Source organism: Burkholderia orbicola (assembly GCF_900100915.1).
Lineage (GTDB): Bacteria > Pseudomonadota > Gammaproteobacteria > Burkholderiales > Burkholderiaceae > Burkholderia > Burkholderia orbicola.
The window spans coordinates 2,877,068-2,897,915 of sequence record NZ_FNKW01000002.1 but is presented as its reverse complement, the minus strand read 5'-3'; the positions used below and the strand labels follow the sequence as shown (position 1 = coordinate 2,897,915).

Here is a 20,848-nt window from a genome sequence, read left to right as displayed (position 1 = left end):
CGGCCGACGCGCTGCCGCCGCTCGCACGCATCGCCGCGACCGATCTCCAGGATGCGATCACGCATTTCGCGGAGCCGGGCGCGACGGCGCCGACGACTCCGACGACTCCGACGGCCGATGCAACGACGCAGGCTTCGGCCAACGCAACGCCCGCCGCCGCTGCGGCCACGCCCGAAGCACCCGCCGCCGCGCCGGCACCGGCGCCACGCGGCGGCTTCTTCCTGCCCGACGCACGCACCAATCCCGACCACATCCGCTATGCGCTGAAGACGACCGCCGCGGCGATCTTCTGCTATCTGCTGTACTCGCAACTCGACTGGTCGGGCATTCATACCTGCGTCGTCACCTGCTACATCGTGTCGCTCGGCTCGACGGCCGAAACGGTCGAGAAGCTCACGCTGCGGATCTTCGGCTGCATCATCGGCGCATTGCTCGGCACCGCCGCGCTCGTGTTCGTCGTGCCGGTGCTGTCGTCGGTCGGCCACCTGATGGCGCTGGTGTTCGCCGGCGCGTGGCTGTCCGCGTGGATCGCCTTCGGCTCGCCGCGCATCGCGTACGCGGGCTTCCAGGTCGCGTTCGCGTTTTTCCTGTGCGTGATCCAGGGCGCCGGCCCCGGCTTCGACCTGACGATCGCGCGCGACCGCACGATCGGCATCCTGCTCGGCAACGTCGTCGTGTATCTGGTGTTCACACGCATCTGGCCGGTCAGCATCGGCAAGCAGATCGACGTCGCGTTCGCCGCGCTGCTCGACCAGTGGCGACGCATCGCGCAGATCGCGCAGCCGGCCGAACGGCGCGCATTGGCCGCCGAAGCGTTCGCCCGCCACGGCGCGATCTCGCAGGAGCTCGGCCTGGTCCATTACGAGCCGTCGTGGGTGCGGCCGGCCGCGACGTGGCTCGCCACCCGTCGGCGCGCGCTCGCGGAACTCGGCGCGATCGAAGGTCCGCTGTTCCTGCTCGCCGAACGCAGGCCCGGGGATGCGGCAATCGACGCGCGGCTCTCGCGCGTGACCAAACCGGGCAATGGCGACACCGTGCCCCGCACGCCTTCTGCGGCGCCACCGTCGAGCGCCGCCGCCCCCACCGACCCCGCGCGCGATGCGCTGCTGAACCTGATCGACACGCGGCTCGCGCAGATCGCCGACGCCGCCCGTCAAGCCACACCGAAGGAGCCTGCCCCTCATGCGCCTACCTGAACCGCCGGCCGCCACGATCGCCGCCACCGTGCTCGCGACCGCCGTCGCGCTGGCCGGCTGCGCGACGTCGTCGATCGATCTGGCGCCGGAGGCGTCCGACCGCCCGTGGCAGCCGCAAACGTCCGCCGCGGGCGACATCGTGGCGGCGCCGCCGCGGGCATCCGCGCAAGGTGCGCATGACTACACGCTGCCTGCCTCGCCCGCGCTCGCGTCGGTTTCGGCGCCGGCCGCGCTCGACGCCGCGCATGCGTACACGCTGCCCGAGCTGATCGATCTCGCCGAATCGGCCAATCCGCTGACCCGCATCGCATGGAACGACGCGCGCAACGCGGCGCTCGCGGTGGGCCTCGCCAAGTCCGCCTATCTCCCGCGCCTGTCGGCGACGGCGATGGGTGCGTACCAGGCGAACCACGGCTCGACGTCGACGATCCTCGGCGATTCATCGAGCAACACCACCGCGCACGGCACGATTTCGGCGCTGTCGCTGCAATGGCTGCTGTTCGATTTCGGCGGCCGCGCGGCGCGCGTCGAAGCGGCGGAACAGGCATCGATCGCGTCGAACGTCGCGTTCACGGCCGTGCATCAGCAGGTGATCCACGACGTGACGGTCTCGTACTACCGCTACGAAGCCGCCCGCTCGCGCGCGCTCAGCGCGCAACAGGGGCTCACGAACGCGGATGCGATCCTCGCGGCGTCCCGCGCACGGCTCAAGCACGGCGTCGGCACGGTCGTCGAGCTCGCGCAGGCGACGCAGAACCGCGCGCAGGCGAATCTCGCGCTCGTGCAAGCGAACGGTGCCGAGAGCGACAGTTACCTCGCCCTCGTCTCCGCGCTCGGCATCTCGCCGCTGTCGAAGCCGACCATCGCCGCGCTGCCGAAGCGGCCGCTGCCGCCCGCGCTCGGTTCGTCGGTCGACACGATCGTGTCGGACGCGATCGCGCGCCGCCCCGACCTGCAGGGCGCGTTCGCGGTCGAAAAGGCCAACCGCGCGAAGATCAAGGCGGCTCAAGCCGCGTTCATGCCGAAGATCTTCCTGTCCGCATCGACGTCGTATGCGAGCGGCGGCACGTCCATTTCCGCGCTGCCGGCGATCGGCGACCAGGCGCCGACCGTCAACCTGAACGGCAGCCGCTACGGCGGCGGCGTGTTCCTCGGCGTGACGATCCCGCTGTACGACGGCGGCCTGCGCTCGGCCGTGCTGATGCAGGCACGCAACGACGCGGAAAGCGCATCCGCGCGCCTCACGCGGACCAAGGAGGAAGCGGTGCGCCAGGTCGTCGCCGCGCAGAACGCGGTGCAGACGAGCCTGGCCTCGCACGACGCCGCGAAGGCGCTCGTCGATGCCGCGCAAACGAGCTACGACGCGGCGCTGACCGCGTACCGGAACGGCGTCGGCTCGGTCACCGACGCGACGATCGCGCAAAGCCAGTTGCTCGCCGCGCGCAACGCGGAGGTCGACAGCTATGCCGGCGCCTTGTCGGCCGCCGCCGCGCTCGCGCTCGCGACCGGGACGATCGGCTCGGCGCAGTAGCGCCGGCCGCAACGCGGTTGACGCAGGCGCGCGCCGCCCACTAGAATGCCGCCCATTCTTCCTTCAGGAACCATCGTGGACAGTTGCAGCACTCCGTTGCGTGCGCCGCTTGCCGCCTGAACGCCTGTCCGCCGCAGTTCTCCTGCCACGGCTCGCGTTCCGCGAGCCGCACGCTCACCCGTTTCACACTGAATGACGCATTCGCGCGGTACAGTACCGCGCGATGACGGCTAGCGCCGCGTCGCCTTCGGCCTTGCGCCGCGGCGGCGCGTGCCGGCATGCGCTTCTTGCACGGCAGGACAACCATGACTTTCGATTTCGCACTTCGCCTTTTCACCGCGTTCGCCTGCGGCGTCGCCATCGGCCTCGAGCGCCAGATGCGCCAGCGCACGGCCGGCCTGCGCACCATCACGCTCGTCGCGAGCGGCGCGTGCCTGTTCGTCACGCTCGGCGTGCTGACCGGCAACGGCGTCGCGGGCGTCACGCAGATCGCCGCGTACGTCGTGTCGGGCGTCGGCTTTCTCGGCGGCGGCGTGATCATGCGCGACAAGGGCTCGATCCAGGGCATCAACACGGCCGCCACGCTGTGGTGCTCGGCCGCCGTCGGCGTACTGGCCGGCTCCGGCCACTACGTGCCCGCGCTCGCCGGCACCGGCGTCGTGCTGCTTACCAATACGGTGCTGCGCGGCGTCAGCCAGGCCATCAACGCGACGCCCGTCTCCAATGCCGATCTCGTGCGCGAATACCAGATCACCGTGATCTGCCTTGCCGCCGACGAAGTGCACATCCGCACGCTGCTGTCGAACGCGATGTATGCGAAGCCGCTGTCGTTCCAGAGTCTCACGAGCGAGGACGTGCCCGACCAGCCGGACCGGCTGAAGGTCACCGCGACGTTGAAGCTGCATCCGAAGGATCAGCAGAAGCTCGAGCAGATCGCGAGCCGGATGAGCATGGAGAAAAGCATTTCCAGCGTGAGCTGGACCGCGAAGGAAGCGGAGCCGATGATGGAGTGAGCCGCGTGGCGGCCGCCGCCTCCGGCGCCGCCGTCGCGTGGCGTCACGTCAAGGTGTTTCGATGAGCCCGGCCGAGATCGCCTTGACGACCGCCTGGACCTTGTTGGTCGCGCCGAGCTTTTCGAGGATGTTGTTCACGTGGAAGTTGACCGTGCGCTCCGAGATGCTGAGGATCTGACCGATTTCGCACGCGGTCTTGCCCTCGGCCGTCCAGCACAGCACCTCGCGCTCGCGCGCGGTCAGCGTGACGCCCGCCGCCGGCGACAGTTTCGGCACCATGAAGCGGCTCATCAGCGAATGCGACAGGTTCGCGAGCCAGTTGGTCTGAAGCGTCAGCATGTTGATCTCGGCCGGCGTCAGCCGGTCGGCATGGCGGGCGATGCTCAACAGGCCGAATGCGCCGCGCGCCGCCCAGCTCGATTGCGCGACGCCCACCGACAGCCCGAAATCGCGCGCGTCCTGCCACAGCGGGCACGGGTCGATCCGGTCGACGTCCGGCCAGACGATCATGTTGGTGCTGAGCGCGCCGTCGCGAACCGTCGAGTCGATCTCGATGTAGTTCTGCGCTTGGTAGTGCGCCATCCAGCCGTCCGGATAGGTATTGAAGATCGCGACCGCGGGCTTCGAAACGGGCAGCGGTACGCGAATGCCGTAACAGCAGTATTCGAATCCGAGCCGCTTGGAATAGGCGGCGATCCGCTGGAAGAGCTGCTGCTCGTCTTCCGCGGCGCTGAATTGTTGGTAGGCATCCTGCCAGCGCAGTTCCATTCGTTCTCCGACAACGTCACGCTGTCATACTTGTCAGGTTCCAGCACCCGTTCGAGGCTGATACATTCCGCGCATGACTTCACCCTTGCTGCACCCTGTCCCCGGCCCGTCCCCGGACGGCTACGTACGCCTGTCAGAAGGCGCACTGGCCGCACTCGCGCTCGACCATGTCGCGAGCGGCCTCGACCCGTCGCTGCTGGCCGAACTGCGCGACAACGCAATCGACGCCCGCCTCGCCGGCTATACCGAATGGCATCGCCCGGCCGGTGCCGGCGTCGCCTACGTGACGGTCGGCTGGGACTGGTACCTCGAACGCGCGACGGGCACGTTCGTGATCGCGGGCGGCGACGTCCGCAGCAACGTGATGGCCATCGACGCCAGGGGCGCCGACATCGGCATGTTCCGCACGGCCGCCGCGCTCACCGCACGGCTCGCCGCGATCGACTGGCCTGCCGCGGTCGCGTCGGCCCTGCTCGGGCGCGACGACGCCTATCATGCCGGCCCCACGCTCCAGTGACAACCGGCCGCGCATTCTTCCGACGATTTTGCCAGACTGGCGCTCTTTATAAATAAAAGCCGCCCGGTTTTCAATCCCGTCGATCAAGAAACCGTTACCACGTCCCGAATGGCGTCTTTACGTCGCCACCCTGTAAGAGTTACCAGTTACAGGCTCCTCGTGCCGCGCGCTGTAATGCACGCATATAAAAGCACAGATCCGAGGACATCCATGCAGACCTTCGTTCACGAGGAAGGGCGGTTGCCACACGAACTCGCGGCGGATCTCGGGCGCTATCGGCGCCGTGTGTTCGTCGAACAGCTCGGTTGGGCGCTCCCGTCGGCGAACGAAAGTTTCGAGCGTGACCAGTTCGATCGCGACGATACCGTCTACGTGTTCGCGCGAAACGCCGACGGCGACATGTGCGGATGCGCGCGCCTGCTGCCGACGACGCGCCCGTATCTGCTGAAGTCGCTGTTTGCCGACCTGGTCGCCGAGGACATGCCGCTGCCGCAATCGGCCGCCGTCTGGGAGTTGTCCCGATTCGCGGCGACCGACGACGAAGGCGGCTCCGGCAACGCGGAGTGGGCCGTGCGTCCGATGCTCGCGGCCGTCGTCGAGTGCGCGGCGCAGCTCGGCGCGCGGCAGCTGATCGGCGTGACGTTCGCGAGCATGGAGCGGCTGTTCCGCCGGATCGGCATACACGCGCACCGCGCAGGCCCGCCGAAGCAGGTAGATGGGCGTCTGGTGGTCGCGTGCTGGATCGACATCGATCCGCAAACGTTTGCTGCGCTAGGAATAGAGCCGGGGCAGACTACCCGGCAAGCTATCGCCGCCTGAATTGGAACGCGCGTTCCATCCGGGCGGCATCGTAACGAAGGAGAACCAACGTGGATCAGTCTCAGGTCTTTCGCGCGATGATGCCCGGGTTGACGAGCGCCGGCGGCGCCCGCATCGCGGTCGCCTATCCGTCGTTTCCCAGGCCGTTGCCGCTCGTGCGGCTCGATCGTCGCGGGCTCGTGTTTCGTGCCGTCGGCGCCGCGCCGCTCGTGTGCGGGCTGCCGCGCCCGGCAACGCTGCTGGTCGCGGACGAGCCGCTGTGCTCGCTGCGCCTCGTGATCCGCGACATCGCCCCGGCCGGCGACGGCCGCCACGACCTGACGATGCAGCCGTCCGGCGCCGCCGGCGACGAATTGCTGTGGCACGCATTACGCGATCGCGAGCCGTACCGGCAGATTCGGCACCCGCTCGCGCCGGTCGCCCTGCCCGTCGCCAGCGGCGGCGAACCGCATGTGGCGGCCGCCGAAACCGCGGCGCGCCCGTCGCGCAGCGCGGCCTTCCGCCTGCCCAGCCACAGCGACGCGCTGTTCTTCGCGGACTGGCTCGAATATCACTTCGACGAACTGCGCGCGCTGTCGCAACAGCACGGGCCGCAACTGCAGCTCAATCAGCTCGAACGACAGGTCGACGATGATGAAGTCGGCGTGCGTTTCGTCTACGACATCGACGGGCACGCGACGCGGCACGCATTGACCGACTGCGCGCGCGAAGCGTGTACATGGATCGAGACGGAGATGCGCAGCAAATACGCGCTGCCGGTCGCGCAAGAGCGGTTTGGCGCGTTTGCGGCGCATGCACGGGCCGCCGGCATGTGAATGAGGCCGTGCCGCGCGCCGCCGCAACGCGGTCTGCGCGGCGGCAAGTTGCGCGGGTGCAACGAGGGCTTGCAAACGTCCGGGTTTTCCCTTAAATTTACGTCTGTCTCCTCCATGTCTCCAAACATGGATTCAGCCCGCTCACAGTAGCGGGCTTTTTTATTGCCTAAATGGTTTACGGGGCCATATCATCACCTCCGCCGGCTAGCTTGCCGGACGCATCCCGGTCGGCCGCACCCAGTAGTGATGCAGCGCAAATAACAGCGCCACCGCCGCGATCAGTATCAGGAGCAGGTACAACCACCCTTTCCTGGTCGACGGCAGGTCCGCCAAGGCGCTCACGTCACCCGTCAGCGCCGCCAACGCGACCATCGCCAGGCCGGCCAGCACCAACGTCCCCTTTGCCACCCATCCGAACGCGGCCTCCAGCCTGGCTGCCCATCGCGACTGGCGATAGGGTCCGGCAACCGGCCGACGCAGATCAGGCTTACCCATTCGTCAGTTCCCTACCGGCATGCGCGTGTCCGCGCATCGTGCGGCAAGCGCTGCCGGACGCATGAATTTGAATGTCTTGCTGACGAGTAGCCGCTGCGATGCGGAGTGCACACACAGGATTGAAATGCGTCATGTTTTTCTTTCGCGAGACGAGGCTCGACACAATTCGATTCGTTTGGCCGGGCCGAATCGATATCGTTCGATACGGCCAGTATCGCCCGAAACACGATCCGCTCGCCTCGCCCAATCGCGATCGGCCAGCTTATCATTGACCGGCCAGCCACTTCCCGTCGAGGTCATCTTGCACGCCCATCTGCGCATTGCCCGCCCGGTCAACAACCTCGCCCGCACCGAACGCATGTATCGCGACGGCCTCGATCTGTCGGTACTGGCGCGCTTCGAAGATCACGACGGCTTCTCCGGCGTGATGCTCGGACGCGAAGGCCTCGACTATCACTTCGAGTTCACGCACTGCCCCGACCATCCGATCGCGCCGTCACCGACGCCCGAGGACCTGATCGTGTTCTACCTGCCCGATCGGCCGGAATGGGAAGCCGCCTGCGAGCGTGCGACCGTACATGGCTTCATGCCGGTGACGTCGTTCAATCCGTACTGGGAAATATCAGGTCAGACCTTCGAGGATGCCGACGGTTACCGGATCGTTTTGCAGAACGGTACGTGGCGCTGACGGGCTGACACGCGTGAGCGGTTACACGGCGGCGTGGCTGCCGGAGCGGGCGACGTAAACGACGTGCCGTCGCAGTGCGTGCCCTTCTGGCAACGCGGGATGGTCGAAATCGCGCGCGGGCTGGCGCAGCATGCCGAGTCGCTGCATCACTTGTTGCGATCGCAGGTTGGTGTCGGCCGTCCACGCGAAGATCTCGCCGAGCCCGATCCGGTCGAACCCGTCGGCCAATGCGGCAACGGCCGCTTCGCCAATGTAGCCATGCCCCCACGCGTGGCGCGCCTGTCGCCACATGATCTCGACGCATGGCGCCATCGGATGCGTTGCGCGGGCCTCATACGACAGGCCGCAAACGCCGACCAGCAATGCATCGGCGCGACGCTCGACCGCCCACGGGCCGAAGCCGTGCGCATCGACATGCGCATCGAAGCGCGCAATGACGGCACCCGCCTCATCGATCGACATCGGGCCACGCGGTCACGTCCGGATCCGCATGCATCGCCGATAACGCTTCCGCATCCGCAGGTCGCCAGCGGCGCGGCGTCAGGCGTTCGGTTTCGATTCTGAATGGCGTGATCGTCATGGAAATGCGAAACGGATAGACGGCGCGTGCAATGCAGATGACTTCCCGAACGAAGGGGAAAGATCGCGATCGTCGCGTGTACCGGCAACGATCGGAACAACGGATGACGAGAAATGAGCGCAGGCGCGCCCGCTCGGGTTACTCGTTTTCCTCGAAGTAACACCATGCATAGCCACATCAAAAAAGCTACGCCAAAACTTACGCCAACGATAACGACTTCAGATCGACTGCCGGCCCACCTGCCATGCCGTCTGTGGCTGGAATAGAATAACCCCAAAACCAAAATTCACTTACAACTCGCGCGTTCGAATGCTACGGGAAGACCGGGGACATGTCCGAAATTATCACTATTGCCTACGACGTACTTTCACGCATCCCCAACGTTGTTTGGTCTGGAATCGTCGCTTCCCTCATCACAGTCTTAGGTGTGCTCGTCACCAATGCTGGACTCTCAAAGCGCCATCGGCAACAGCTGGCACACTCGGCGAGCGAAAGCAAAGTGGAGCGAGAGATGGAATTGCGGCGGGATATCTACATGCCAGCAATCGAAGCGACCGTCATTGCAACGTCTGCGATTGGTGGTCTGTCCAACCCGGTGACGTCGCAGGATGACGTAACTGAAAAGTACGCCGACGCAGCGGCAAAACTTGGGAAAGCGAGCGCGATCGCGAGCCCCGAAACAGTGCGCACGCTTGGGACACTGACCGAGAGGATGCGCGTCCTGTACACCAAACTGTTGATCTGCCGCCAGCCGATTATGAACGCCCATAGTCGAATGTCAGCCGCTATCGCGCTGATCGACCGCAATAGCCAAGACCGGGACCGCTGGATTCAATCTCGACTGGACGTCATTTATAACGAAGGCGTGAATCAAGAGCGCGATGATTTTCTGGTCAGGCAGATCGATTTTTGCAACCGGATGATTGATCACTGGACCATTCAGCGTGACGAAGTGGGGCTTGAATTGAGCAGAGCGCAGGTTGATTTTCTGAAAGAAATGCTGATTCTGTACCCAGATCTAGCCCAAGCAATGAGTACGGCATGCGTTGCGATTCGAGAAGACTTCAATTTTGAAGGCGACGATCTCGAGGCAGTGCGCCAGGTATTCACCGATAACGCCACCGCGGCAACACGGTTCTTAGACGAAACGACGGCCAGCCTCGAGGTTGCGTTACAGGCACAGGCGCAAGCCTTCGCCGAAGCGCAGGCCCAACGCCAAGACAATCAGAATCCTAGAGCGTGATGCTCCCGGGGGGGACCAGTGACACCCCACCCTAGCCTTATACAGCAAGCCTCATCGGCGAATTTGGCGTAACGCCGAATCACTTCACTTCGCCTCTGCATACATTTCGTCCGCCGGATAGAGCTGCAGCATCGCGCGCGCGACCTCGACGTTCGGCGTCGTCAGCCACTCTTCAAATCCCATCATCCGAAATGATATCGTCGAGCACATCATCTATTCGATAGAGCTTTTCCTTGACGACAACAAATAGCTCCGAGAAAGATGCAATTGCTTCTTTTGTACCGATTTCCCTATCGGAATATTTCACCATATCTACAGACTCCCAATCCCCACTTTGCTCGCAGCGGCTCAGCGCCTCCAAAGTTATCGAGCCAGGGTAATACCAGAGGTATGTCTCATCTTCCCTTTGAGCAATTGACCATTTATATTTATTCTTGTACAAGAAAAAATACTCGCTTTCACCCTTCACTACATTCGTTATGAGATTCCTGTTGAAAACCATCGAATTTACCGCCTGAAAAATTTTACTCATTCCCAACCCCTGCAATAGATTCAATATTCACAACTTGAATATTTTTCAGTTTCTCGCGCATCTCGCTTACAATAGACGGCTTGGATGTCTCCGACAGTTTTCTTCCATTCGCTAAGCGATCTATCTTAAGCACCAAATCTGGAATCGCATCCGATAGACGCTGCTCCCCCCGCATTTGACCGGAGATTTCATGGAGTATGTTTTTTATTTCTTGAATATCGTCGGGCTCGTTCGCATTATACTCATTCAGCCGCTCAATTTTCTCCTTGAGTGCAATCGTGGCAGTTTGTGGTGCGTTTGGCGTCATGTATACCCTAGGCGCCCAGATTGGCAAAGACTCTGCGCATAGCGAGTGTCGAAGTGCCACGGACGAGCTTGATTCCACAAAACGAAAGCTATCTGACACTCAGGGCGAGCTTGACACAATTCGCAAGAATTTCGGCACTTGGAAGGACGCCTTTAATAATTCTCAGAAGACCGTCAATGAGCAGACGTCCCAAATTGCACTTCTGACCGAGCGATTGAAGGCTTCCAATCAGTGTGATTTCTTACGCCGGCAGTTCGATTATTACCAAGGCGAACTCAATACGCATACCTGGACGGCAGACGACCCACGTCGCGACGAACTCATGACTGGGCGTCGTGAAGTTCTGTCTCGCATGGACTCTTGCGCCCATCCGTGAAAATAAAAAAGCCCGCTTGCTTTCGCTTGCGGGCTTTACTCGGACGCACCTCGCGCCCGACGTCGTCAATATAGCGAAACGCGGGCGGGTTTACAACCCCCATCTACTAAAAAGATTTACCCTTCGATCAGGAATCGGTTCCGGTTCTTGGCATCCTTGATCCAAGCCGGCGCGCGGCCACGGCCTGACCAAGTCACGCCAGTCTTTGGATCACGGTACTTCGCCTCCACAGGCACCGTCTTTTGCTTTGCTAATTTGCCACGACGTGCACCGAAAATGTCCTTCTCGGTGATGCCGTACTCTGCGACCCTGGTACGAATGTCATCGATAGTGGATTGCATCTCGGCCCGCCGCGCAGCCTCTGCTTTCTCGGCCAATGCCTCCGCTTGGGCTTTCAGTTCCTTGTAGGTCGCCATGCATTCCTCCAATTGTTGTGTCGTGCATATGATAGACGTTTTGACTTAAGCGAAGGAGCACGTCGATATCGTGCATGTGTGGATTCCAATGGAAGCCTCGGTTACCCGCAGGAGACCGCACAACTTTCAGAGGTGCGACACCTGACGGCGAGTGAGCTCGTCGACCAGACCGAGCTACTCGGCACACTGCCAACGATGTCGCAGAAGTTTTTCAAGCCTACATCGACAAAAACTACTTCTTGCTTTCGACGAATGTACTGCCGTTGTAGCGATACTCACGGGTTGCGGGACCAGCGTCGTCGATATTGGTCCATGCAATCTTGAAACCAGGGGAGCCGTCTAGCCATTCGATCGCGAGGTACGGTGAGCGATTGTTCACGTCGGTGTCGAGCGACACGCTATTCAAACAACTTTGCACGGGCATCGCATACTTCGAGGCGGCGACATTTCCCTTCATTTGGAGGACGTAGAGGGTACCTTCCTCTCCCGAGCCGCAGAAGCCCATCGGATTGTTGCTGGACGACTGGTTCACAACAACCAATACGAATTCCTTCCCGTCGACGACCTTCGAGCTCGCCGATGGGAATCCAATACTCGATGCGGAAGCTACGGCCCGACGAAGTGCCAGCGGCAATTGCACCGTCGCTGAACGATGGTGTCCAACATCGACCTCGACCAAGTGCTTACCGTCTTGTTGCATCTCACGGCCATTTGACAGCCGGATCGAATTAGGTGCTGCGGTCTCTGCGAACGCGCTTGCAGCAATCGAAAGCGCCGCTGCACACAACCACCACTTAGTTTCCGAGAATGTGATCGGCATAACAAATACCTGAATAGGTCCATCGATGGTCTTTGCTCTGACCAGCCTTCATCTTTTTGTACTCGTCCTTGTCGCGCTCATGCAACTCTGCTTCCGTCTTGCCCGCGTTTGTGGGATCGGCGGGGTTCCAGCCGATATTGCCGGTCTGCGAGTCACATAGCATATCTTGACGCTCGAGCTGCTGCGTTTTCGCGTTCCATTGATAGTAACTGCCGCCGTTCCATCTTGTGAAGGTTTCGTGTTTCAACTGGTCCTCAGTATATGGATGCCCCTTGAAGCTGGAGATTGCATCCCTCTGTTTTTGCTGAAACAGCGACGTTCCCGCCTTCATGTTCTCTTTCCAATTCCACACCTGCTCATACGTAGGCGAGGGATGGGTCATCTGAGTCATACCGAAACCTTTGTCGCCTGCGACCACAGGTTCATTGTCGGTATCCCAAAAATTCTTGAAGTGGCTCTCTTGCTCAAGGATCAAGTCAAAGCCAATGGTGTTCGGAATCTGCTTTAGATACGCAAGCACGTCATCCTTCGACGGATTCTTACCAAGGACGAACACCGTCCGCCGGAATTCAGTGCTACCTGCCTTGACTTCGACAGACAGCTTCCCGCCAAGGATCTTGTCGTTGAGCGTAGCTTCCCACGTCGTATCGTTACTGGTGAATGATCCCGTCTCCGAGAATGACCTGACCTTCTTACCACGCTTACCCGATTTTCGAAACGGACTAACCTGTGCGTCCCATACGATGGTCCACTTCCATTGATAGGGAGGCGGCTCGGTGGTCTTAATTTCGAACGTCACCGAAGGGAATTTGGCTGTTTCGTCGATGTAAAACTTGTCTCCCGTCGCCGGCCGTACCCATTCGCCAACGTCGTTCTGAATAACTGCTTTCGTCAGTGAATTTTGATCAGCATTGGTCGTCGACGCATGCCTCACGTGGCGCTTTACAGTCTTACGCTTCTTGGTCTTCGTCGTCATCATCGACCTCCTTGTAGATCGTCAGAGATAGGGACTCCGGCTGTTCAGTGTAGATATGCTGCGTGAAACCATCGGCGTCGCTGTAGCCGCTCCACTTCTTCCCCGACTCGCTCTCAATTTCATAGCGCGTGTGTGGTAATACTGTCTCGCCGTCGTCCTCGACCAGATGGAACTGCTCATGATATCGGGGCGCGTCGCCGGCATGGGGTAGCCCAGGAAGCACGTAGCCTTGTGCCGTCGGTCCGTCCAGACTGTGCGATGCTCCCTTGATATCAATCTTTCCTGGCGCGTGGATCTGGATATCCCCATTTGCAATGCGGATGTAAGCGCCACCAGAAGTAAGGTAGATCTCCTGGTCGGCTGCAACCTCAACCTTCGCGGTTGTCGATTGGACTTTCACCGATTTCTACGCGGTCAGTTCGATGTTGTCCGAATGCGCCTGGACCTCGACCTTCCCGCGGCCGGCAAACAACTTCATCCCTGCGCCCTGGACGAAGATGCTGAGCTTGTCAGCGATACTCGCGATCAGCGATTTTCCGACAGCGAGATGCGTGCTCTGACCGCTCACGATGTTAACGTGTTGGGCGGCAGACAGGTGTGCCGATTCGTTGCTCGAGAGCGCGATACCCGACGGGCTGCCAAACAGCATGATGGGCTCTTTGAAAACGTTCGCGGAACCAGTACCGCCGCCCGCAGTACGGCCACCAGACGCCGCACCCGTGGCGGCCTCTTGCGTCGCATCGGTCAGCTGTTTGAGAGCGTCATACCCTGCCTGCAGATCCTCGGCGTTATGAGCCTTGGTCGCGTCCGACAGTGACTCGATCAAGCTTTCTGCCCGCACTAACTGCTGTTGAGTTTCGCGGGCGTCGAGGGGCTGACTGTTGACCGTCTTCGGATACGTCGAAACATAGAGCCCACGGTTCGCTCGGACGGCACCGTAATTGTCCGTACGTAAATCGAAGCCACTCCCCAGATAGTCACCACGAGCATTGCCCGCTTGATCGATCAGGTAGCCCAAATGAAGTGCTGAGTTCGCTTGGCTGCTGAAAAGTTGCACCCTGTTTTGGCCAGTCGAGTCGTCCATTACCATCTGGTTGTATCCAGCTCCGGCGAACTCTTTCGACCGGTACCCTGATAGCAACCCATTCGTATGCCATTGAGGTTTCGTTGCGCCGTTATACACGCGTGCGATTGCGATCGGACGGTCACAGTCTCCTCCGACGTAATCGATCAAGACTTCTTCGCCGACCCGCGGCAAGTGGACTGCGCCGTAGCCGCTTCCAGTATCTGACTGCGCAATGCGCACCCAGCACGACGCGCTTTCGTTACCTTCATTGACTCGATCCCAAATGAACCGCACTTTGATACGATTCAACTCGTCGGTGTAAACCTCTTCATTTTGCGGGCCGACCACAATTGCAGTCTCGAGATGCGTTGTCGGTTTCGTATGTTCAAACGGGCTCCTGAACGGAACGGTGGTGCGTTGGGCCTCGATCTCGACCTGATAAGCGCCCGTGGGTCCATCAAGAGCTACCGGCGCGGGTGTGGCTCCGTACATGTCTTCAATACCCGATTCCTCAATCTGCTGATCGAGACTGTGAGGCATTCGTGCCGACGCACGCGTAACCGGCAGGTTGTTTCGGACAGTCCAACGTACCGCGATGACGGCAAATTCGCGCTGCTCACCGGAGTCACCGTCATGCTCGGGATGTCCATTCAAGGTGAACCGCTTGCCAGCGTCAGCTGCACGCCAGCCTCCCATGCCGAAAAAGCGCTTCGATCGAGACTCCCACTCCTCCAGACGCGTCTTAGACAGGGCATCTCCCCGCTCCTGTGCCATGAAGGTGTACGCACCGGTGTATTGATAGACTTCCGCCTGCTCAGGCAGATCGCCCTGATTCGGCATCGTGGGCAGGGACGTGCCCTTTGAGTTGAACACGCTCCCTGGGTTCTTGTAGTCGAACGTGCGAGTCGTGAGCGATGTGCTTTGGAGCGTGCGGCTACCGCTCCACTGAGTAAGTCCATCGGAAGCGATAGTTGTGCCGGCGCGAGTGAACGAGAGCGGCACCGCCTGGTCTAGCGCACTCAGGCGATCGGTGATAACAAGCCGATGTGTCTTACCATCGCCATCGTGTTTCCAGTAGCCGTAAAGTCCTTCAGCCTCCAGAAGCCGGTGGACGAAGTTCCAATCCGTCTCATCCTGGCGGCAGAAAGATAGTGACGGCAAGGAGTTGGAAAGATGAAACTCGAAGAAGCCGCGCGCTTGCGGATGCGCATTAAAGATGTCGGTGATGATCGAATCGACAGGCTTGTCTTGCCAGATCTTCTGGTCGCGACGAAATCGGAGGAAGTGCATCCAAGAGGCTATGGTGATCTGATGGAACGTTAAACCACCATCGGCGCCGAGGCGCCTCGCCGTGTGCACGTAGCCATTGTGTGGCGCATATGTCCCATCGCGCTGCTGGATCCACAACGTCACGGGCTGGGCTATGAGGTTCTTGAGCTCAATACTCGATGTTGTCGACACAACATCGACAACAAATTCGAAGTGACGCCCGAGACGGGACTGACCGACCATCTGATGCGGAAGCAGCACATCATTGCCTAACGGCGTGTCAAGCTTAAGAAGGCGATCCTGCTGAATCAGACCGCCTCGTATTGCTCGAACCAAGTCATGCGTGTCCATCTGCACACCTTTCTTTTTTATTACGCAATCTTTCGAATTGGTAATTCAACTCGACTCTCATTTGCGATTGTACAAAAGGCGCGGCGATGCTCTCAAAAATTTGCTAATTCGTATAGTCTTTATATGCAGGATACCTACAGACACTGCGCAAATGGCGATGACAGCAACTAGGTCTAGCCTTACTCACTATAGGCCGCGCGCGCCTCCTTCAACAGACTACGCTAACTCACGTACGGATATAACACCTCCTTCGCAGCCTGATAGCTCGCATGAGCGTCCGACACATCGAGTCCGCGTGGATTGCTCCAGACTTTTGCGCTGCATGCCTCGTTCATCGCGCCGATTCGCTCAGCCTTCATGTGTCGCTGGATTGCTGCGCGCTCCTGCCACGTGAGAGCGTCAACGCACACGTCAACCTGTTCCACGCGCTTCTTCGCCGCCTTCCGGTCGGCCTCCTCCGATCGCTCGTCGGTCGTCAACGTGCGTTCGTCTTCCGAGAAGCCACGACACGACGGATCGACGCGCCCATAACCGAGACTCGGCACATAACCTGCCTGCCAGTCGTACCATTCGTCGAGCAGTTCTTCGATCTGGTTGCTTTCGTCGATCGTCATGTTCATCCTATTTTCGATTTGCTTGAGACACCGGTCGTTAGTCGTTACATGACGACCGTGAAGTTGATGCTGTAGTGCGTGAGCCAATCGCCGATCGCATGGCGCATCGTCCGGTTGCGCGGCCACGGAAACGCGATCTGCGTGCCATGTTCCGTCTCTGTGATCTCGCCGCTGAACGGACATTCGTCGAAGGCGATGAGATCCGCGCCAGTCACCCCGTCGAAATGGTGGATTGCCGAGATGAGCAGCCTCTCAGGCACATCGCTGTACAAGATGCACGCGGCTGCGCTCATGCCCCGTCCCTCAAATCGACTTGGAATGCGCCGCTCTGCAAGAACTGGCCGAGCGCGCGGCATTTCTGGTTGCGGTAGACGTACGCCTTCGTCCGGAACACGCCCGGCTCAACCCACCGCGGATCGGTCTTCGGCATGCGCGCCCGATGCATTTCGGGAATGAACGCGTCCACTTCGACGGCCGTGATCAGTTGCCGCTTGACGGTTGCGATACGGGCGATGCGGAACACGGTCGCATCGATCTCGCGGGTGCGCTCATAGAACACGATTCCGCCGCCACCGCGCTTTCTCGACGCGCTATATACGCCGTCCGGAATCTCAATCCACAGTCTCACTGGCAATTTGCTTCTCCCATCTTTCTGGTGCGCACTGGCGCCCATTCCTCGTATGCCCGATCCCACACATCGAACTTGATCTGCTTCGGCGTACCCACGCGGTTCTGGTCGATCCATGCGTGACAAGCGCTACATCCGGGAACCGTGAATTCATTTTTCGCCTTCAGACCACCCGCCTTGCCGTGTAGCCCTTGGTTCGAATGACATGGCACTACCGTGTCGTCCATCGGATTCAGTCGGCAGAGATCTGGTCGGCCTCGAGCGCATCACGGACGGCAGCCGTGCAATCGAGCAACTTCAACTGCTGGCGGACCGTCGGCACCTCGACGCCGAACATGGTTGCGACGGTTTCTTCCGTGTGGCCGACGTCGAGCATGCGCGCCATCTTCTCGGCGCGGTTAATCGGCGAATCCTCTTTGCGGATCTCGTTCGTGCTAACCATCACGGCAGAGAACGACTTACCGCCGTCATTGATAACCTTCTGCGGGATGGCCGGGATTGTGATCGGCGGCTCGCCCGCGGCGATCAACTGCCGATTGAGCTCGCGGGCATTGATCACCCGCGTGCGGCCGTCGATGACCAGGTTCTTGCCGGTCTCCGGATCCTTGTAGAACAGCACCGGCTTACGCACCCCGATCGCGCGGTAGTTCAACACCGTCTTCGGGTTCGGATCTTGATGCACGCGCCGGTCGTACAGAGGGTGCGACGGGTCTTGTTGATCGGCACGCCGAGATTCCCCGAGAGGAAACGGCTCACCTGCGAATCGTCCCAGCCGAGCGCATCAGCGGACCGCGGCTGCGCGGATCGCTTAGCGCTTCCCGAAACGCCCGCTCAATGCTGGGTCTCCGGATGACCTCAATCGTGTTCATAGCAACTCAACTCCGTTCAAAACTGATTGAATGACCTTGAAGGTCGAATTTTCTAAACTTCAAGCATCAAATCTCGATGCAGATCGGATTAAGGAGAGGGTTCCGGCCCTATCTGTAGAATTAGCAGCTCTCACAACCATTCCGATACGGGGAACCCTCATGAACGAACAAGATGCGAAAAACTTCGAGAACGGGATTGCAATGTCGCTCGCTCACACGGTCGGGATCGCGGCGGCCTTAGCACTGGCTTCCAAAGCCCACCCGAACGGCAAAGAAATGCTTGACACCTATGAGCGCACCCTCCTTTCGTCCTCGATATGGCAACTCGGCAATTCAGCAGCACCACAATCATTCGGTGAAAAGTACCGCGCGGAAGTCCATGAAATCTTCAGCCGTGCCCGTGCAAACGCAGGGTATGAATCAGCCTAACTTTCGCGCCGCTAAGTCGCGAAACGCCTGGATCAGCTGACCCTCGTGATGCTGCTGGCGCTCCGCCCTGAGGTTGAGCGCCGGCCTGATCAGCCAGAGGACCAAACGTGCGTATAAGCGCTTCATGCGACCTCCACTAACGTTACGGAATGTGAAATAACACTCATGATTGATTCACTTGTCTCCGCAGTCGGAGCGGCAAACACCACGTTCGAGTTTCTGAAAAACGCGCTCAGTGTCCGCGACGAAGCGAAGGTGGGAGCCAAAACCGCCGAACTTGAAATCAAGCTCCGAGAAATCAACCAAGCTGCCCTGGTGGCGACCCAAGAAGCACTCAAGACGGCGCAAGATATGCGCGCGCTGGACCAAAAACTTGCCGCTCTCGAGCGTGAAAACCAAGAGCTCAAGGCGAATGCGAATCGCCGCGGTCAGTACGTTCTGGCGGACATCGGCGGCGGAACGCTCGCGTACCGCTATAACCACATCGACGGAGGTTGCGATGCTCCGCACTACCTTTGCCAGCCCTGCATGAGCAAGGGCGATGAGATCGCCCTGCAGCCGTATGGACGCCACGGTAGCTACCGCTGCCCATCGTGCGAGACTGTCTACGTCACGGACGGACAGCCTCCGCGCGCAACGTTCGAGTTTTTTTGACGCCAGCCAATCTGCTTTTGTGGAGCGAAGGACATCCGACGCGACGAAATGAAGCAGACGTGCGTACAGGCGCTTCATGCGATCTCCTTTTGTTGAGCGAGCTCGCTCCACCACGCCTGTATCGCCACGAACGTACTGCTCTTGCAGTCCGATTTCCCTCGCAGGATTCGATTGACCGTCGGCTGGGAAATCTTGAGTCGGTGCGCAATCGCGACTTCGCTCAGACGGCGTTGAGTCTTGATATCGCGGAGAAGCCCCGAGGCGGTAGTTGGCATGTCCACGCCGGCATTCTATACGCGAATGATTAATTGCCAATGCGCGATCGAGTGATTTGTTGATATGGCCTATTCATTGACGCATAGTCTCGCCATGAAAAAAGTCGGTGATCGATTGAGAGAGCTGCTTCTTGCCCACCCCAACTATGGGGAACGTGGGCAGAGCAAGCTTTCGCGTGATACTGGGGTTCCTCAGCCCACGATCAGCCGCATCCTCCGCGGTGGATCGGTTCCAGAGCTGGAGACTTTGGCCGCGCTTGCGATTCCCTTCGGCGTCACATGTGAGTGGCTTCTGACCGAACGCGGCCCGAAGTTTGTGGCAGAGCTATACGCTTCGCAGCCTCATGAGCGCGCGACTGAGACTGCACGCCCTCTTCCGCCAAACGCCCAGAAATTGATTTCCGAGATTAAGCGTGCCAGCGAGGCGGGGGTCCCAGAGGACGCTTTTGCCGCCGTCATGACATTGCTCAGACTGATACCGGCGCAGCAAGGCTCCGCTGATGATGGTGACCTTCCTCACCTGCAGCCATAAGATCTCCACGCTCACTTGGACCAGCGGCCCGAATAGGTTTGAGCGCAGAGTCATACGCGAGCGCGCAGTTGCCAGCGGTTATACGCTTCCTATTTTTTGTTAGCGTCACCCCAGGCTCCCCCAGCAAGGTAACAACCCATTCGGTTCTCGAATGGGCGGCCTTAATCAGGACGATCCGGCCAACTAGGGCCGGACTCCATGCCTCTTTTACCTTTGCCAAATCCCCCGGTCTGCACCGCAGCCCGCTCGCGTTCGTCTCTCGATCCACCCTAGCCCCCGCCTACCTACCTAGAATACTGTATGCATGCACAGTAGTTTAGCCTCTGACAGGAAAACCTTTCAACTAGATTCCACGACTCACTTAGTAGGGCCATACCGATATGGTCGACGCGGCCTATGTCGAGCGACTTTTCGGCGACAATCCAATATCTAATACCGGACGTGCAACGCTCCCCATAGTCATAGGTCGCCACAGGCTCTCAACAATAGACACCATTCGACATGACCGAGAAACTCCTTAACACCATCGGCCAAAACCTCGTCGCGGTCGGGTTATACACCGTTGCTTTCGAATCAATGGTATTGACGTTTCGCGCTCAGATGCATGGGTACCTGAGCAAGTATGACCCAAGCCGTCTTCAGGAATTTGAGAAAAAGGCATGCAAGACGGCAGATCAAACCTTGCAATTCTGTGAGCCAACGCTAGTTCAAGCTGGCATCCTCGATCAAGCAGAAATTGCCGCTTTGACTATACTTCGCAGACGTCGAAACAAAATGGCGCATGAGGGATACAATGAGATGTTCACCCTCACCGTAAAAGACATTGAAGACGATGTCACCCTAATGTTTAAAGCCTCCCGAAAGGTCGAACAATGGCGCCAAGCGATCCGAGAACCCAACCCTGATGGAAGTGTTCCGTTCTCGGTCTCTCCTAGTATTTTTCGCCTCTACCTTTCGGTGGCCCAGGAACTCGCCTGTACAAAACTTAGCGTTGAGACAGGCGGCGCCGACGACACTTGAATTGTCAAACATCAACGCCACCAAAGTTCGTGTGCGTCGCATCTGACAC

23 protein-coding genes and 3 pseudogenes are annotated in these 20,848 nt (G+C 60.0%); 12 read left to right on the top strand and 14 right to left on the bottom strand.

Annotation, left to right across the window (positions count from 1 at the left end):
- The 3 genes from BLS50_RS29895 to BLS50_RS29880 all read left to right on the top strand — a co-directional run.
- Positions 1-1,196, top strand: a 1,196-nt coding sequence (locus tag BLS50_RS29895; RefSeq protein WP_176934322.1) for an FUSC family protein, incomplete at its 5' end; no start/stop codon positions are given.
- Complete coding sequence (locus BLS50_RS29890) at positions 1,183-2,727, top strand: TolC family protein (RefSeq protein ID WP_074806444.1); 1,545 nt, start codon at positions 1,183-1,185, stop codon at positions 2,725-2,727. The genes BLS50_RS29895 and BLS50_RS29890, both read left to right, overlap by 14 nt.
- 305 nt (positions 2,728-3,032) lie before the next feature.
- The gene (locus tag BLS50_RS29880) at positions 3,033-3,740 is read left to right on the top strand and encodes an MgtC/SapB family protein (RefSeq protein ID WP_006483946.1); all 708 of its coding nucleotides are present in this window, start codon (positions 3,033-3,035) and stop codon (positions 3,738-3,740) included.
- Positions 3,741-3,788: 48 nt separating this feature from the next.
- Here BLS50_RS29880 and BLS50_RS29875 read toward each other — a convergent pair whose 3' ends face one another.
- Complete coding sequence (locus BLS50_RS29875; RefSeq protein WP_011547409.1) at positions 3,789-4,508, bottom strand: autoinducer binding domain-containing protein; 720 nt, start codon at positions 4,506-4,508, stop codon at positions 3,789-3,791.
- Positions 4,509-4,581: 73 nt separating this feature from the next.
- On the opposite strand from BLS50_RS29875, the gene BLS50_RS29870 reads away from it, so the two are divergent.
- The 3 genes from BLS50_RS29870 to BLS50_RS29860 all read left to right on the top strand — a co-directional run bounded on the left by BLS50_RS29870 (position 4,582) and on the right by BLS50_RS29860 (position 6,659).
- Complete coding sequence (locus tag BLS50_RS29870) at positions 4,582-5,025, top strand: DUF4902 domain-containing protein (protein ID WP_011547408.1); 444 nt, start codon at positions 4,582-4,584, stop codon at positions 5,023-5,025.
- Between the two features lie 210 nt (positions 5,026-5,235).
- Positions 5,236-5,844, top strand: coding sequence for an acyl-homoserine-lactone synthase (locus tag BLS50_RS29865; RefSeq protein ID WP_011547407.1), 609 nt, complete (start codon positions 5,236-5,238; stop codon positions 5,842-5,844).
- A gap of 50 nt (positions 5,845-5,894) precedes the next feature.
- On the top strand, positions 5,895-6,659 hold the full coding sequence (locus BLS50_RS29860; protein ID WP_175807742.1) for a hypothetical protein: 765 nt from the start codon (positions 5,895-5,897) through the stop codon (positions 6,657-6,659).
- 204 nt (positions 6,660-6,863) lie between these two features.
- Here the strand turns inward: BLS50_RS29860 and BLS50_RS29855 are convergent, their stop codons facing one another.
- Positions 6,864-7,154, bottom strand: a complete 291-nt coding sequence (locus tag BLS50_RS29855) for a hypothetical protein (RefSeq protein ID WP_074806436.1) — start codon at positions 7,152-7,154, stop codon at positions 6,864-6,866.
- Between the two features lie 301 nt (positions 7,155-7,455).
- Between BLS50_RS29855 and BLS50_RS29845 the strand changes: the two genes are divergently transcribed.
- Positions 7,456-7,842 (top strand): VOC family protein, encoded by a 387-nt coding sequence (locus tag BLS50_RS29845; protein WP_074806853.1) that lies wholly within the window; start codon positions 7,456-7,458, stop codon positions 7,840-7,842.
- A 21-nt stretch (positions 7,843-7,863) separates the two neighbouring features.
- On the opposite strand, the gene BLS50_RS29840 is transcribed toward BLS50_RS29845, so the two are convergent.
- A complete protein-coding gene (locus BLS50_RS29840; RefSeq protein ID WP_409410370.1) occupies positions 7,864-8,304 on the bottom strand; it encodes a GNAT family N-acetyltransferase in 441 nt (146 codons plus the stop codon).
- A gap of 449 nt (positions 8,305-8,753) precedes the next feature.
- On the opposite strand from BLS50_RS29840, the gene BLS50_RS29835 reads away from it, so the two are divergent.
- On the top strand, positions 8,754-9,665 hold the full coding sequence (locus tag BLS50_RS29835) for a hypothetical protein (protein WP_012339759.1): 912 nt from the start codon (positions 8,754-8,756) through the stop codon (positions 9,663-9,665).
- Between the two features lie 172 nt (positions 9,666-9,837).
- Here the strand turns inward: BLS50_RS29835 and BLS50_RS29830 are convergent, their stop codons facing one another.
- The 11 genes and pseudogenes from BLS50_RS29830 to BLS50_RS29780 all read right to left on the bottom strand — a co-directional run.
- A complete protein-coding gene (locus tag BLS50_RS29830; RefSeq protein ID WP_074806433.1) occupies positions 9,838-10,197 on the bottom strand; it encodes a hypothetical protein in 360 nt (119 codons plus the stop codon).
- Positions 10,190-10,504 carry a hypothetical protein gene (locus BLS50_RS35700; protein ID WP_124620146.1) on the bottom strand — a complete coding sequence of 105 codons (315 nt, stop codon included), beginning with the start codon at positions 10,502-10,504 and terminating at the stop codon, positions 10,190-10,192. Before BLS50_RS35700 ends, BLS50_RS29830 begins: the two co-directional genes overlap by 8 nt.
- Before the next feature lie 492 nt (positions 10,505-10,996).
- Positions 10,997-11,296: an H-NS histone family protein gene (locus BLS50_RS29820; RefSeq protein ID WP_074806850.1), complete on the bottom strand. Its 300-nt coding sequence runs from the start codon at positions 11,294-11,296 to the stop codon at positions 10,997-10,999.
- 232 nt (positions 11,297-11,528) lie between these two features.
- On the bottom strand, positions 11,529-12,116 hold the full coding sequence (locus tag BLS50_RS29815; protein ID WP_124484571.1) for a hypothetical protein: 588 nt from the start codon (positions 12,114-12,116) through the stop codon (positions 11,529-11,531).
- A complete protein-coding gene (locus tag BLS50_RS29810) occupies positions 12,091-13,092 on the bottom strand; it encodes a hypothetical protein (protein WP_012339756.1) in 1,002 nt (333 codons plus the stop codon). The genes BLS50_RS29815 and BLS50_RS29810 overlap by 26 nt, the downstream gene beginning before the upstream one ends.
- A pseudogene (locus BLS50_RS29805) lies at positions 13,067-15,778 on the bottom strand (type VI secretion system Vgr family protein). The gene BLS50_RS29810 and the pseudogene BLS50_RS29805 overlap by 26 nt, the downstream one beginning before the upstream one ends.
- Positions 15,779-15,999: 221 nt before the next feature.
- A complete protein-coding gene (locus BLS50_RS29800) occupies positions 16,000-16,398 on the bottom strand; it encodes a hypothetical protein (RefSeq protein ID WP_249191690.1) in 399 nt (132 codons plus the stop codon).
- A 38-nt stretch (positions 16,399-16,436) separates the two neighbouring features.
- A complete protein-coding gene (locus BLS50_RS29795; protein ID WP_074806427.1) occupies positions 16,437-16,685 on the bottom strand; it encodes a phage portal protein in 249 nt (82 codons plus the stop codon).
- Complete coding sequence (locus tag BLS50_RS29790; protein ID WP_074806424.1) at positions 16,682-17,065, bottom strand: hypothetical protein; 384 nt, start codon at positions 17,063-17,065, stop codon at positions 16,682-16,684. The genes BLS50_RS29795 and BLS50_RS29790 overlap by 4 nt, the downstream gene beginning before the upstream one ends.
- Positions 17,017-17,271, bottom strand: a pseudogene (locus BLS50_RS36465) (hypothetical protein); the annotation flags it as partial. The pseudogene BLS50_RS36465 and the gene BLS50_RS29790, both read right to left, overlap by 49 nt.
- Positions 17,262-17,792: pseudogene (locus BLS50_RS29780) on the bottom strand (ParB/RepB/Spo0J family partition protein); the annotation flags it as partial. The pseudogenes BLS50_RS36465 and BLS50_RS29780, both read right to left, overlap by 10 nt.
- Positions 17,793-17,919: 127 nt before the next feature.
- Here BLS50_RS29780 and BLS50_RS35695 point away from each other — a divergent pair.
- The 4 genes from BLS50_RS35695 (at position 17,920) to BLS50_RS29755 (ending at position 20,799) form a co-directional block, all read left to right on the top strand.
- On the top strand, positions 17,920-18,318 hold the full coding sequence (locus BLS50_RS35695; protein ID WP_124620143.1) for a hypothetical protein: 399 nt from the start codon (positions 17,920-17,922) through the stop codon (positions 18,316-18,318).
- A 165-nt stretch (positions 18,319-18,483) separates the two neighbouring features.
- Positions 18,484-18,972, top strand: a complete 489-nt coding sequence (locus tag BLS50_RS35690) for a hypothetical protein (RefSeq protein ID WP_124620142.1) — start codon at positions 18,484-18,486, stop codon at positions 18,970-18,972.
- A 339-nt stretch (positions 18,973-19,311) separates the two neighbouring features.
- Positions 19,312-19,779, top strand: a complete 468-nt coding sequence (locus BLS50_RS29765) for a helix-turn-helix domain-containing protein (RefSeq protein WP_074806418.1) — start codon at positions 19,312-19,314, stop codon at positions 19,777-19,779.
- A gap of 501 nt (positions 19,780-20,280) precedes the next feature.
- Positions 20,281-20,799, top strand: a complete 519-nt coding sequence (locus BLS50_RS29755) for a hypothetical protein (protein WP_074806413.1) — start codon at positions 20,281-20,283, stop codon at positions 20,797-20,799.
- Positions 20,800-20,848: the final 49 nt, after the last annotated feature.